The sequence below is a fragment of the Streptomyces sp. NBC_00178 genome (genome assembly GCF_036206005.1).
Classification (GTDB): Bacteria; Actinomycetota; Actinomycetes; order Streptomycetales; family Streptomycetaceae; genus Streptomyces.
Genome location: NZ_CP108143.1, coordinates 4,869,621 through 4,882,855, shown reverse-complemented (window position 1 = coordinate 4,882,855; position 13,235 = coordinate 4,869,621). Strand labels below are relative to the sequence as shown.

Annotated in this window: 15 protein-coding genes; 6 read left to right on the top strand and 9 right to left on the bottom strand. The window is 72.8% G+C overall.

Features of this window, described 5'->3' with window-relative positions; genetic code table 11:
- Positions 1-11: 11 nt before the first annotated feature.
- The 8 genes from def to OHT61_RS21510 form a co-directional block, all read right to left on the bottom strand.
- On the bottom strand, positions 12-650 hold the full coding sequence (def, locus tag OHT61_RS21545; protein WP_329040460.1) for a peptide deformylase: 639 nt from the start codon (positions 648-650) through the stop codon (positions 12-14).
- A gap of 81 nt (positions 651-731) precedes the next feature.
- Positions 732-1,724, bottom strand: a complete 993-nt coding sequence (locus tag OHT61_RS21540; protein WP_329040459.1) for a tetratricopeptide repeat protein — start codon at positions 1,722-1,724, stop codon at positions 732-734.
- Between the two features lie 90 nt (positions 1,725-1,814).
- Positions 1,815-3,065, bottom strand: a complete 1,251-nt coding sequence (locus OHT61_RS21535) for an HD-GYP domain-containing protein (protein ID WP_443049504.1) — start codon at positions 3,063-3,065, stop codon at positions 1,815-1,817.
- A complete protein-coding gene (locus tag OHT61_RS21530; RefSeq protein WP_329043356.1) occupies positions 3,062-4,447 on the bottom strand; it encodes an HD-GYP domain-containing protein in 1,386 nt (461 codons plus the stop codon). The genes OHT61_RS21535 and OHT61_RS21530 overlap by 4 nt, the downstream gene beginning before the upstream one ends.
- A 141-nt stretch (positions 4,448-4,588) precedes the next feature.
- Positions 4,589-4,909: a mycothiol system anti-sigma-R factor gene (gene rsrA, locus OHT61_RS21525; RefSeq protein ID WP_329040458.1), complete on the bottom strand. Its 321-nt coding sequence runs from the start codon at positions 4,907-4,909 to the stop codon at positions 4,589-4,591.
- Complete coding sequence (locus tag OHT61_RS21520; RefSeq protein WP_030123667.1) at positions 4,906-5,562, bottom strand: sigma-70 family RNA polymerase sigma factor; 657 nt, start codon at positions 5,560-5,562, stop codon at positions 4,906-4,908. Before OHT61_RS21520 ends, rsrA begins: the two co-directional genes overlap by 4 nt.
- A gap of 297 nt (positions 5,563-5,859) precedes the next feature.
- Positions 5,860-6,522: an alpha/beta hydrolase family protein gene (locus tag OHT61_RS21515; RefSeq protein WP_329040456.1), complete on the bottom strand. Its 663-nt coding sequence runs from the start codon at positions 6,520-6,522 to the stop codon at positions 5,860-5,862.
- Positions 6,523-6,539: 17 nt separating this feature from the next.
- Positions 6,540-7,355: an SOS response-associated peptidase gene (locus OHT61_RS21510; RefSeq protein WP_329040455.1), complete on the bottom strand. Its 816-nt coding sequence runs from the start codon at positions 7,353-7,355 to the stop codon at positions 6,540-6,542.
- Positions 7,356-7,428: 73 nt separating this feature from the next.
- Here OHT61_RS21510 and OHT61_RS21505 point away from each other — a divergent pair, with 73 nt between their 5' ends.
- The 4 genes from OHT61_RS21505 to OHT61_RS21490 all read left to right on the top strand — a co-directional run bounded on the left by OHT61_RS21505 (position 7,429) and on the right by OHT61_RS21490 (position 11,137).
- Positions 7,429-8,142 (top strand): M50 family metallopeptidase, encoded by a 714-nt coding sequence (locus tag OHT61_RS21505; RefSeq protein ID WP_329040454.1) that lies wholly within the window; start codon positions 7,429-7,431, stop codon positions 8,140-8,142.
- Between the two features lie 152 nt (positions 8,143-8,294).
- A complete protein-coding gene (gene aroA / locus OHT61_RS21500; RefSeq protein ID WP_329040453.1) occupies positions 8,295-9,674 on the top strand; it encodes a 3-phosphoshikimate 1-carboxyvinyltransferase in 1,380 nt (459 codons plus the stop codon).
- Positions 9,675-9,678: 4 nt separating this feature from the next.
- Positions 9,679-10,695 carry a ribosome small subunit-dependent GTPase A gene (rsgA, locus tag OHT61_RS21495; protein WP_329040452.1) on the top strand — a complete coding sequence of 339 codons (1,017 nt, stop codon included), beginning with the start codon at positions 9,679-9,681 and terminating at the stop codon, positions 10,693-10,695.
- A gap of 118 nt (positions 10,696-10,813) precedes the next feature.
- Positions 10,814-11,137 carry a DMT family transporter gene (locus OHT61_RS21490; protein WP_327114883.1) on the top strand — a complete coding sequence of 108 codons (324 nt, stop codon included), beginning with the start codon at positions 10,814-10,816 and terminating at the stop codon, positions 11,135-11,137.
- On the opposite strand, the gene OHT61_RS21485 is transcribed toward OHT61_RS21490, so the two are convergent.
- On the bottom strand, positions 11,029-11,688 hold the full coding sequence (locus OHT61_RS21485; RefSeq protein ID WP_329040451.1) for a TetR/AcrR family transcriptional regulator: 660 nt from the start codon (positions 11,686-11,688) through the stop codon (positions 11,029-11,031). The two genes, OHT61_RS21490 and OHT61_RS21485, sit on opposite strands and share 109 nt — an antisense overlap.
- Before the next feature lie 136 nt (positions 11,689-11,824).
- Here OHT61_RS21485 and hisN point away from each other — a divergent pair, with 136 nt between their 5' ends.
- Together hisN and OHT61_RS21475 are read left to right on the top strand one after the other, a co-directional pair.
- On the top strand, positions 11,825-12,625 hold the full coding sequence (gene hisN, locus OHT61_RS21480) for a histidinol-phosphatase (protein WP_329040450.1): 801 nt from the start codon (positions 11,825-11,827) through the stop codon (positions 12,623-12,625).
- A 196-nt stretch (positions 12,626-12,821) separates the two neighbouring features.
- Positions 12,822-13,223 (top strand): CBS domain-containing protein, encoded by a 402-nt coding sequence (locus OHT61_RS21475; protein ID WP_329040449.1) that lies wholly within the window; start codon positions 12,822-12,824, stop codon positions 13,221-13,223.
- The last annotated feature ends 12 nt before the right edge of the window (positions 13,224-13,235 follow it).

The following is a 13,235-nucleotide window of genomic DNA, read 5'->3' as shown; positions in this document are numbered from 1 at the left end:
AATGGCCGGGATCAGTCGTTGGGGACGACCTCGTAGCGGGGTTCGCCCTCCGCCATCTGCTTCAGCGCGTCCTTGCGGTCCCGCTTCGACAGCCGGTCGATGTAGAGGTAGCCGTACAGGTGGTCCGTCTCGTGCTGGAGGCACCGCGCGAAGTACCCGCTGCCACGCACCTTCACCGCGTTGCCCCGGGCGTCCTGACCGCGCACCACCGCGTAGTCGGGGCGCGGGAGCGCCGCGTACGCCCCCGGGACCGACAGGCAGCCCTCGTTGGAGTCGTCGAGGTTGCGCTGCTCGGGAGCCAGGTCCTCCAGCACCGGGTTGCAGATCACCCCGACGTGCCGGACGTTGTCGTCGTCCATGCAGTCGTAGACGAAGACCTTGCGGTCCACACCGATCTGGTTGGCCGCCAGCCCCACGCCCTGGGCCGTCCGCTGGCTCGCGAACATGTCGTCGATCAACCGGGCCAGCTCGTCGTCGAACTCCGTGACGTCGCTGCACTCCTTGTGCAGAACCGGGTTGCCCACGACCGTGATCGGACGGGAGGTGCCGCGCTCGCGGTACGCCGCCTCACGCGCCTCGCAGTCCTCGGTGTCCACGAGGAAGCCCTCGTCGTCCACGCCGGTCCGCTCGTCCGTCTCCTGCTGCGACATGTCCGCCGTACGCCTTCCTGCAAGCCTGAAACCCGTGAGTACCGCACCGCGATCGGTGCGCGTACAGCCTACGGGCATCGCTCAGCAGACTTCCTCCAGATCGCGCCACTCACGGCTGTCCGGGCTGTCCGCCACCCAGCCGTCCAGCAGTCCCCGCACCAGCCCCGCCGGGGCCGCTATCCCGCACTCACGCTCCGGAACCCAGAGGTCACCGGCGGTCCGGTGCCCCAGGGGGCCCGGGTGGCCCGGCTCGCTGTGGTCGTGCGGATCGAGGTGCTCACCGTCACCCTCGTCGCTCTCCATCCGGCTCTCGGAACAGGCACGGCAGAGCAGGCGCACGGAGGACGACCAGTCCTCGGCGGCGAAACCGGCGTCCGAGGCGAGCTGCTCCAGCGCGTCCCGGTCGGCCTCGGTGGCGGCCTCCAGCAGCACCACCCAGGTGGGGACCGGTGAGGGCGCCCACAGCTCGATCTCGTCGAAGACCGGGTAGGACGGCCCGGCGGCGGTGACCCGCTCCCCGTTCGGCACGCCGTCGTGCAGCACGACCTCGCCCCAGCGCCGCCCCGAGGACGGCAGCGGGATGGACAACACCTCCAGCCGCGCCGGGTCGAGCCTGCGGCCCCAGACGACCTCGGCCTCGCCCTCGGGAGAGAGCCGCACGGCCGCGCTGCCCAGCTCCATGCCCGTGGGCTCGCTGTTGGCCGCCGCGTTGTACTGGCCGCTGCCGGGCACCTTGAGCCCGTACGCCTGCCAGGCACGGCGCGCCAGCGGCCAGTCCTGCAGCGCGGTGGCGGCGATCCCGACGTTCCACCAGTCCGGGGCGCCGGACTCCCGGTCCAGCAGGGCGACGGCCCGCAGCCCCGCGGCCCTCGCCTGCTCCCAGTCGTGCCGGAACTTGTGCAGCAGCGCGAGGTTGAACCAGGACTCGGAGAGCCAGGGCTCCAGGTCCGCCGCGCGCGTCAGCAGGGCCCCCGCGTCCTCGTACCGGCCGTCGCCGATCAGCGTGAACGCCCGGTCCGTGGCCTGCCGCCAAGAGGCGGACGGCCGATGCCGTACCTTCCCGAAGATCCTCACGATTCCCGCCTGTCCCGACTGGACACCCTCGTTTGCCGCTCTCTTCGCATCCAACCATGCCGGGCCGGACGCTCGCTCATTACCCATGGGTTACCCGGCCCGCACCGGCACGGGACCGCCTCGCGCCAGGACCCTGGCCAGCGCTTCCACCACCTGTGGCTGGTAGTCGCGGCCGGTGCCGAGCCTGAGCTGCTCCAGCGCCCGCAGGGACCCCTTGCCGCCTTCCCCGCACAGGTCGTCGTACGCGTTGACCGTACGGACAATTCTGGCGGCGGTCTGCTGTTCCCGGTACGGATCCGCCTGCCGCTCCACCACGACGGCCACCGCGGGGTCCACCCCGGTCTGCCGTACGACGGCCCCGCCGAGCAGGGCGATGCGGCGCTGTTCGTCCGGCGGGAGGGCCGCGGTGGCCCCGTGCGGCACCGGATCGACGAGCGAGAGCTGGCCGATGTCGTGCATGAGCGCCGCGTATTCCAGGACGGTCAGCTCGGGGCCGCCGAGCCCGAGCTCCCGCCCCACGGCCGTCGAGAGGTCGGCCACCCTGCGGGCATGGCCGTGCGGGGTGTAGCCGGCGATCTCCGTGGACCTGGCCAGTGACGCGATCGTCTGCCGGTAGGTCGTGCGGACGGCGGCGTAGCGGCGGAACGACACCTGGGTGAGGAGCAGCGGGACGCACAGGACGGGCAGCGCCCACAGGCCGGCGGCGGCGACCCCGAGGGCCATGACGGCACCGGTCGCGCACACCGCGGGCCCGATGCCGCTGAGCGCGCGGAGCTCGTCGCGCAGCCGCGGCCCGTACGGACGGTCGGTACCCGCCGTGAGCGCGGCGAGGACGGCGTCGCACAGGGCGGTGAGCACCAGCAGCAGGAGCAGGAGGACGGCGACGTACGGCCCCTCGCCCAGCCAGCGGTCGCTCAGCCCCGAGTGGTGCAGCGGCTGGAAGCACACGGCGGCGAAGGCCGCCGCGAGGACGCGGCGGGCCGCCTGGTCGCGCCCGGGGCCGCTGCCGCGCGCCAGGTGGGGCACGGAGGCGAGGAGCTGGGCCGCGACGACGACGGTGACCACCTGGAGGGCGTCGTGCGTCGTGGCCTGCCCGGCGCTCCGGCCGAGCAGGGCGTAGGCGAGTGCGCCCGCGGCCCCCAGGGGCGCGGGCTCGCGCTCACCGGGGACGGCCCCCCACCTGGCCAGTTCCCCCACCGTGATCAGCAGGCCGAAGGCGAGGGCGTGGCCGGGCTGGGCGACGCCGTTCCACAGGGTGTGGGCGAGCGCGGCGGCGGCGAGTGCGGCGGCGGCCGCGCGGACCACGAGGGCGGCGCGCGGGGTCCCGCGTGCGGGGGTCACAGGGGCCGCCCCGGCCGGCGGGGGGCTCCGGAGGCCGGCCGCTCCCCGGGGCCCTTCTGCCGGGGCATGCCCGCCGGCTCCTCCTCCGACGTGACCGTGTTGGCCGGCGCGGACCAGCCGTGGCGGTCGAGCGCGCGTGTCAGGGCGCGCACCATCACGGGGTCGAACTGGCTCCCGGCGCAGCGTACGAGCTCCTCGACGGCGGCGGGCACCGGCCGCCCGCGCCGGTAGGAGCGGGTCGAGGTCATCGCGTCGAAGGCGTCCGCGACGGCCACGACCCGGGCGAACTCGGGGATCTCGTCGCCGCGGAGGCCGTAGGGGTAGCCGCTGCCGTCCAGCCGCTCGTGGTGGTGCAGGATCGCGGCGCGCGCCTCGTCCAGGAAGCCGATGCCCCGGACGATCTCGTGGCCGTACTCGGGATGCAGTTCGATGACCGCGCGTTCCTCGGGGGTCAGCGGTCCGTCCTTGCGCAGGACCCGGGTCGGGACGCCGAGCTTGCCGATGTCGTGCAGGATGCCGGCGAAGCGCAGCGCCTCCATCCGGGCCTCGTCCATGCCGAGTTCACGCGCGATCAGCTCGGAGGCACGGCCCACGCGCTCGCTGTGCCCGCGGGTGTAGCCGTCCTTGATGTCGACGGCCTGGACGAGCGCCCTGATCGTGGCGCGGTGCGCGGCGTGCCGCCGGTGGTACTGCGCGAACACCCAGCAGGAGATGTACATCGGCAGCAGGACGAACAGCGCGGAGACCGGGCCGTACGGGCTGCGCCACAGGACGGCCATCATCAGCCCGGCGAGGGCGTGCACCAGGTGGGGGCCCACGGAGCCGGCCGCGAGCCCCCGCCACGCGTGTCCGGCCGCCATCCGCTCGGCCGTGACGAGGATGCCGCCGTCCAGCACGGCCGGCACGAGGCTGAGGACGAGCGCCGCGGCGCACGCCGGGAGCAGGGCGTACGGAAGGTCCGGATGTGTTCCGCCGGCCGGGCCTCCGAGGGTCGCGGGCCCGCCCAGGAACGCGTAGGTCCACGAGGCGGCGCCCACGGTGAGGGCGAGCGACGCGGTCCGCCAGACGCGGCGCGCGGCGAACGGCGGCCGGTCCACCCGGCCCGCGAGGGAGCCGGGCACCGCGACGAGGACGGCGGCCGAGGGCGGCAGCAGGAACGCTGCGGCGATCAGCACGGGAAGGAACGATCCGGCGTCCACCGGCAGCCTGCTGCCGAGGACGGGGACCCGGCCCGCGAGTTCGCAGGCGAGGTGGAGCGCGGCGAGGAGCGCGAGCGTGCCCCAGGGGGTCCGGGCCTCCGACAGTGCGGGCCCGGCGCACAGACCGGCACAGACGGCCACGCACAGGATGTGGACGCGCGCCGCCCCCGGTGTGCCCCTCACCCGTGTCACCCGCCCCCAGCCTGGTCGATGAGGGCGCCAGGCTAGCGAGTGGGGCCGTACGGAGGGACCGAACGGGCCGGATTAGCACATTCGGGTGACATGGCCGGGGAAACGGCGCTCAGTACGCGGTGACGGAATCCGTCACTCCGCTGCGGCGGCCGGCCGGTCGGCGCCGCCGACGGCCACGTCCCGCTCGGGGACGGCCTGCCCGGAACGGATCAGGTCGATCCGGCCCATCACCTTCGAGCGCAGGTCGGCGGGCACGTCGTCCTGGCCGCAGCAGCGCTTGACCAGCTTCTTCACGGCCTGCTCCAGGCCGTACTTCTCGAGGCACGGGGAGCACTCCTCGAAGTGCACCTCGAACTTGGTGCAGTCGCCCTCGGGCATCTCATGGTCGAGAAACTCGTAGAGATGATCGAGAACCTCTGAGCAATCCGTCTCGTGCGGCTCTCCGCAGCTCATGAGGCCGAGCCTTTCGTTTCGTCCGACTCACCGGCACCGGCCGGGACGAGTCCGCGCTCACGCGCGTAGTCCTCCAGCATGCCGCGCAGCTGACGGCGCCCCCGGTGCAGCCGGGACATGACCGTACCGATGGGTGTCCCCATGATGTCCGCGATCTCCTTGTACGCAAAGCCCTCTACGTCCGCGAGATACACAGCGATCCGGAACTCTTCGGGAATCGACTGCAGCGCCGACTTCACGTCGGAGTCCGGCAGGTGGTCCAGCGCCTGCGACTCCGCCGAGCGCAGACCGGTCGACATGTGCGACTCCGCACGCGCCAGCTGCCAGTCCTCGATCTCCTCAGCGGCGCTCCGCTGGGGTTCGCGCTGCTTCTTGCGGTAGGAGTTGATGAAGGTGTTCGTGAGGATGCGGTACATCCAGGCCTTGAGGTTCGTGCCCTCACGGAACTGGTGGAAGGAGCCGTACGCCTTCGCGTAGGTCTCCTGGACCAGGTCCTCGGCATCCGCCGGGTTACGCGTCATGCGCAGCGCCGCGGAGTACATCTGGTCGAGGTATCCGAGGGCGTCCCGCTCGAAGCGCGCGTTGCGCTCGGCGGTCGTCTCCTGCGCACGGCCGTCGTCGGTCCCTGTGTCGGTCCCAGTGACCGGACCCACCTCCTCCAACGATGTGACGGGGCCGAAAGCGGACCCGCTCCCGTCGGAGAATAGTCGACCTTGCTGCTGCGCGGGCTGTCGCTCCGCTGTGCCCGGCGCGTGCCCGGGCGCGCCCTTGGCCGCGTGAAGCACCGTCCACTCGAGTTCGGCGGCGCTCGAGCGGCTCGGGCAGATGGTGGAACCCATGCGAGGGACTCCCTCTCCACGTACGACGTTGTTGTACCGACACCAGCCACAACAGCCGCCCCCCATGCCGCATTCCCGGGCTCGGCGCGGGCGGCCCGGGTGTGAGGAGGACTACGCCGGCCGGGGCAGTCCGTCCAGCCACCCGGCCACCGCACCGGCCAGCAGGTCCATCGCCTGATCCTGGGTCAGCGGTGCCTTCTTCGGAACGGCGAAGCCGTGATCCGCGTGCGGCACCTCCACGAGCCCGTGGTCCCCCGCCGGGAACTCCTCAGGGCGCCCGAACGGGTCGCGCCCGCCCTGGACCACGAGGACGGGCACCCCGGCCCCCAGCAGCTCGTCCCGGCGGGACTTCTCCGGCTTCCCCGGCGGGTGCAGCGGGAAACTCAGCGCGAGCACGGCGCGGGCACCCAGCGCGGCAGCCGTCCGGCAGGCGACCCGGGCCCCCGCGCTGCGCCCGCCGGCGACGACGGGCAGCCCGGGCGCCGTCAGCGCCGGCCACAGCCCGGTCCACGCGGTGTCCAGGGTCCGGGGGGCCGGTGCGACCTTCTTCCCGGCCACCCGCCACGGCTGCTCGACCAGCGCCACGGTCACACCCCGCCCCGGCAGCACGGCGGCCAGCGCCTGGAGGTCGCGGGCCTCGATTCCGCCCCCGGCACCGTGGCCGACGGCGAGCACGAGGCGCGCGTCCTGCGCCGGGAGCCAGGTGATCCTGGCCTCCCCGGCGTCCGTGGCGACGGTCTCTGTCCTCTTCGATGTCCCTGCGGTACGGCTCACGGGGTCATCCTGCCGGGTCAGAAGAGCGTGCTCACCTCGGGCGCGGCCAGCTCCTCCAGGAGTTCCGGTCCGTTGTTGCGGACGTTGCTGACGGCGGTGGCCACCGGGTAGGCGCGCATCAGGCCGCCGGGCGGCGGCGCGAGCAGCGCCTTGAGCTCCTCGACGTCGGTCCGCGACGGGTCGAGCCAGTCGTCCCAGCGGTCCGGCGTGAGCATCAGCGGCATCCGGGGGTGGATGTCGGAGAGCGAGCCGGGCCCCTCCGCGGGGGCCACGGCGAGCGGTGACGTCTCGGCCTCGGTCGTGATCACCGAACAGGTCACCCACCAGGCCTGCGGATGGTCGTCGGGAAGGGTCCGGTCGCGCCAGAACTCGTACAGGCCGGCCATGGCGAAGACGGAGCCGTCGGCGGGCGTCACGAAGTACGGCTGCTTGCGGGGCCGCTTCCTCCTCCCCTTCTCCTCCAGCTGCCGCTCGTCGGCGCCGGTGACCCACTCGTAGTAGCCGTCCGCGGGCAGGATGCAGCGCCTCGACACGAAGGGGCGGCGGAAGGACGGCTTCTCATGGACGGTCTCCGCGCGCGCGTTGATCATGCGCGCGCCGCCCTCCGGGGTCTTCGCCCAGGACGGCACCAGCCCCCATTTCAGGGTGCGCAGCTGGCGAACCGGCCGCTGGTCGTCCGCGTCCTTCACAGGGCGGTCGAGAATCGCGTAGACCTCCTTGGTCGGCGCGACGTTCCAGTCGGGCTCAAGGGTCTCGGTGGGTTCCCACTTCTCGACACCGAAGAGCCCGGTCAGATCCTCTGGCCGCCGACTCGCTGCATACCGTCCGCACATAGGTGCCAGACTGCCACGACCCGCCGGTCGAGTGGATGTGAATCCCTCGAGCATGGAAGGAGCCGCCCGCGCCATGGACAGCACCGATCTGGGTGAGCTGTGGGACCGCGTCTTCGGGACCCAGCCCGCCCCCGCGCAGTGGCTGGTGGTCGTGACGGCCACCGCGGCACTCGCCGCCGTCGTGCCGAACCTCATATGGCGGCTCTCCCGGAACGCGATCACCATCGCGCACGAGGGCGGCCACGGACTGGTGGCCCTGCTCACCGGGCGCCAGCTCTCCGGTATCCGTCTGCACTCCGACACCAGCGGGCTGACGGTGAGCCGCGGCAAGCCCACCGGCATCGGCATGATCCTCACCGCGGCGGCCGGCTACACCGCGCCGCCGCTGCTCGGACTGGGCGGGGCCTGGCTGCTGGCCGACGGCAGGATCACCCTGCTCCTGTGGCTGGCGACGGCGCTCCTGGCGGTCATGCTCGTCATGATCCGCAATCTGTACGGGGCGCTGACGGTCATCCTCACGGGCACGGCGTTCCTGCTCGTGTCGTGGCTGACGTCGGCGGAGGTGCAGGCGGCGTTCGCCTACACCGTGGTCTGGTTCCTGCTGCTGGGCGGCGTGCGCCCGGCCTTCGAGCTGCAGTCCAAGCGGCGTCACGGCGGTGCGCCCGACTCCGACGCCGACCAGCTCGCCCGGCTGACGCACGCGCCGGCGGCGATGTGGCTGTTCCTCTTCCATGTGGTGTCGCTGAGCTCGCTGATCGGCGGCGGGCGCTGGCTGCTCGGCCTGTGACGGCCGGCGGGCGCGGGGCCGGGCCGCGACGGCCGGCGCGCGGACGGGCGGGCACGGGTGTGCACCGGCTCTGTATCACCCTTGTATGACGCCCCGGTTTCCGCCTTTTTGATCAGGATCCGGGTTTGCGGTGAGCCACTAAAGTGAGGGGCATGACCGAAAGTCCCGTGCACCCTGCCCTCTGGCCCGCCCCCCGTGCGACCGGGGCCGTCGACGCGACCGTCACCGTGCCCGGATCGAAGTCGGTCACCAACCGCGCGCTCGTGCTCGCCGCGCTGTCCTCCGAACCCGGCTGGCTGCGCCGGCCGCTGCGGTCCCGCGACACCCTGCTGATGGCGCAGGCCCTGCGCGCGATGGGGGTCGGCATCGAGGAGGGCGTGGGCCCCGACGGCTCGGGCGAGGCCTGGCGGGTCATCCCGGCCGGACTGCACGGCCCGGCCCGGGTCGACGTCGGCAACGCCGGCACGGTCATGCGCTTCCTGCCGCCGGTGGCCTGCCTCGCCGACGGCCCCGTCCACTTCGACGGCGACCCCCGGTCCTACGAGCGCCCCCTGCACGGCGTGATCGACGCGCTGAAGGCGCTGGGCGCCCGGATCGACGACGACGGCCGGGGCACGCTCCCCCTCACCGTGCACGGAGCGGGCGCCCTGGACGGCGGGCCGGTGGCGATCGACGCCTCCTCCTCGTCCCAGTTCGTCTCCGCGCTGCTGCTGTCCGCGCCCCGCTTCAACCAGGGGGTGGAGGTCCGGCACACCGGCTCCGCGCTGCCGTCCATGCCTCACATCCGGATGACCGTCGACATGCTGCGCTCGGTGGGCGCCCAGGTCGACGAGCCCGAGACGGGGGGCGAGCCGAACGTCTGGCGGGTGTCCCCCTCCGCCCTCCTGGGCCGCGATCTGACCGTGGAGCCGGACCTCTCCAACGCACAGCCGTTCCTCGCGGCGGCGCTGGTGACCGGTGGCCGCGTCACCGTTCCCGACTGGCCGCTGCGCACCACCCAGCCGGGTGACGCGCTGCGTGAGATCTTCACCGCAATGGGTGGCTCGTGCGAGCTGACCGAGCGGGGCCTGACCTTCACGGGCTCGGGCACCGTCCACGGCATCGACGTCGACCTGAGCGAGGTCGGTGAGCTGACGCCGGGCATCGCGGCCCTCGCCGCGCTCGCGGACTCCCCGTCCACGCTGAGCGGCGTCGCCCACCTGCGGCTGCACGAGACGGACCGGCTGGCCGCGCTGACCAAGGAGATCAACGGCCTGGGCGGCGACGTCACGGAGACCGCCGACGGCCTGCACATCCGGCCCCGGCCGCTGCAGGGCGGCGTCTTCCACACGTACGACGACCACCGGATGGCGACGGCGGGCGCGATCATCGGCCTCGCCGTGGCCGGGGTGGAGATCGAGAACGTCGGCACGACCGCGAAGACCCTGCCGGACTTCCCGGAGATGTGGACCGGCATGCTCGGGGAGCCGTCCGGCGCCGTCGGGGTCGCCACCGGGGCGCCCGGCGCCTCCCGCGGAAGCAGCGGGGCCTGAGGACGTGCGCCGTTACGGGAAGAACCCCGACGAGGACGACATCCGCGTACGCCCCAACCCCAAGGGCAACCGGCCCCGCACGCACACCCGCCCCAAGCACGAGGACGCCGAGGAGGGCATGGTCCTCACCGTCGACCGGGGCCGGCTGACCTGCCTGGTCGAGGAGCGCACCGTGGTGGCCATGAAGGCCCGGGAGCTGGGCCGCAAGGCCGCCGTGGTGGGCGACCGCGTCTCCCTCGTCGGTGATCTCTCCGGCGACAAGGACACCCTGGCCCGCATCGTGCGGATCGGCGCCCGCACCTCGGTGCTCCGCCGCACGGCCGACGACGACGACCCCTTCGAGCGGGTGGTCGTCGCCAACGCCGACCAGCTGGCCATCGTGACGGCGCTGGCCGATCCCGAGCCGCGGCCCCGCATGATCGACCGCTGTCTGGTGGCGGCGTACGACGGCGGGCTCAGCCCGCTCCTCGTCCTGACGAAGTCCGACCTGGCCTCGGCGGACAAGCTCCTGGAGGCGTACACCCCGCTGGGCGTCCCGTACATCGTGACCAGCCGTGAGGAGCTGGAGAACGGCGACGCCGCGGAGCGGGTACGCGAGCTGCTGGACGGCCGGGTGACGGCCTTCGTCGGGCACTCGGGCGTCGGCAAGACGACCCTGGTCAACGCCCTGGTCCCGAAGGACAGGCGTCGCACGACGGGTGTGGTCAACGCGGTCACGGGCCGCGGCCGCCACACCACCACGTCGGCGCTCGCCCTGCCGCTGCCGGACGGGCGCGGCTGGGTGGTCGACACCCCGGGTGTGCGTTCCTTCGGGCTGCACCACGTCGATCCCTCCCGGGTCATCCACGCCTTCCCCGACCTCGAACCGGGCACCGAGAACTGCCCGCGGGGCTGCACCCACGACGGCCAGGAACCGGAGTGCGCCCTGGACGCCTGGGTCGCGGACGGACACGCCGACCCGGCACGTCTCGACTCGCTGCGCAGGCTCCTGTCGACGCGGGAACGGCGCGAGGGCGACTGAGGCGCGGCGGGGCGGTTTCGGGCGGTCCGACTCGCGCACGTTTGCGAGGTCAGGCGGCTGGTAAGGGCATAATCACGTCGAGCGTGACGAGGCGTCACCTACGTGGGAGGCACGGACGATGGCGTGGTTGCTGGTCGTGGTCGCCGGACTGCTCGAGACCGGCTTCGCCGTGTGCCTGAAGCTCTCGCACGGGTTCACCCGGCTCTGGCCGACGATCGCGTTCTGCGCGTTCGCGCTGGGCAGCTTCGGCCTGCTCACCCTGGCGCTGAAGAAGCTCGACGTCGGCCCCGCGTACGCCGTGTGGACCGGTATCGGCGCGGCGGGCACGGCGATCTACGGCATGGTCTTCCTCGACGACGTGGTCTCCACTCTGAAGCTGGTGTCGATCTCCCTGGTGATCGTCGGGGTCATCGGGCTGCAGCTCTCGGGGTCCTCGGCCTGAGCCTCCCGGGCACCTCCCGCCGCGGGATCCGCCGGCACCAGCGTGTACGAGACGGCGAGCCGGAGCGCGATCTCGCAGGTCAGCTCCAGTCTCGCGCGGTCCTGCGCGGCGGGTCCCTCCCGCAGGGCCACGACGGCCCGGTCCCGTACGAGCATGAGCAGTTCACCGGGCGTGGGCAGCGCCTGACCCGTCCGGAGCCCGGCCGCGGGCGCCACCGGGCGGGGCAGGCGTTCCCCCCACACCCCGGTGAGCAGCGCTTTGACCAGGGCGTTCGCACCGGCCGCCCGGACGGTCCAGCGGGCCAGCTCGGCGGGGCCGTCGCCCTGTCTCCGGTCGGCGCCGAGCGTCCGGTCGACACCCGCGAGGTAGCCGTCGGCCGCGCGCCGGATGAGGGCACGGGCCAGGCCGTCCTTGCTGCCGAACTCGTTGTAGAGCGTCTGCCGGGACACCCCGGCCCGGGCCGCGACGTCGACCATGCGCACCGACGTCCAGGACTGCCTGGAGAGCGCCGAGTGCGCGGCGTCCAGAAGGGCTTCACGCGCTGTCGGCATCGTCGCCTCCCACGCCGGGACCTGCGCTTCAGAGTTGATGCGGCCGGGGCCCCTGTCAAGGGCCCGCGCACCGGGGAACCCGGCGCCCGCACGGGTCCGTGTAGCCCGCGCGGATCGCTGTGGATACTGTGACGGCATGCCCGATTACCACGATGATCTGCGCCTCGCCCACGTCCTGGCGGACGCCGCGGACGCGGCGACCATGGACCGGTTCAAGGCTATGGACCTCAAGGTCGAGACCAAGCCGGACATGACCCCGGTCAGCGAGGCGGACAAGCATGCCGAGGAGCTGATCCGGGGTCATCTGCACCGGGCACGGCCCCGCGACGCGATCCTGGGCGAGGAGTACGGGATCGAGGGCACGGGCCCGCGGCGCTGGGTCGTCGATCCGATCGACGGCACGAAGAACTACGTGCGGGGCGTTCCCGTCTGGGCGACGCTGATCTCGTTGATGGAGGCGGGGGAGGACGGTTTCCAGCCCGTGGTCGGCGTGGTCTCGGCTCCCGCGCTCAACCGGCGCTGGTGGGCGGCGAAGGGCGCAGGGGCCTTCTCCGGCCGCAGTCTGACCTCCGCGACGCGGCTGCGCGTGTCGGAGGTCGGGCGGATCGCGGACTCCTCGTTCGCGTACGCCTCGATGACGGGCTGGGAGGAGCAGGGCCGGCTCGACGGGTTCATGGACCTGACGCGGGCCTGCTGGCGTACGCGCGGCTACGGCGACTTCTGGCCGTACATGATGGTCGCCGAGGGCTCGGTGGACATCTGCGCCGAGCCGGAGCTGTCCCTGTGGGACATGGCGGCGAACGCGATCATCGTCCAGGAGGCCGGCGGGCGCTTCACGAGCCTGGACGGGGTCTCCGGTCCGGGCGGCGGCAACGCGGCGGCGTCGAACGGGCTGCTGCACGAGGAACTTCTCGGCTATCTGAACCAGCGCTACTGACCCCGTTCCGCGCCCGTGCCGGGGTGTCGCGCACCCCGGTACCTCCGGCTCCGCTCGAACAGCCGTCCCGGTGCGCGCACCCCCTTGTTGAGTGGCGCGCGCGGTGCGACTCTGAGAGTCCCCCCATTTGTGAACTTGTGAATCGGCTCACGAAGGCCGCTCCCGGGTTCGCATGACGAAGGAGGTGGCTCGTTCCATGCTCGTCCGCGACGCCATGAGCACACTGGTCCTCACCATCGGCCCGGCCCACACCCTCCGCCAGGCGGCCCGGCTGATGTCGGCCCGCCGGATCGGAGCAGCCGTCGTCCACGACCCCGACACCTGCGGCCTCGGGATCATCACCGAACGCGACGTCCTGAACGCCGTGGGTGCGGGGCAGGATCCCGATGTGGAGACCGCCTCGACCCACACCACCACCGACGTGGTCTTCGCGTCGCCCACGTGGACGCTGGAAGAGGCCGCGGCAGCCATGACGCACGGAGGTTTCCGGCATCTGATCGTGCTGGACGGCGACGGCCCCGTCGGCATCGTCTCGGTGCGCGACATCATCCGGTGCTGGACCCCGGCCAGGAGGCGGCCGGCCGAGCTGGCGGTCTGACGGGGCGAAGGG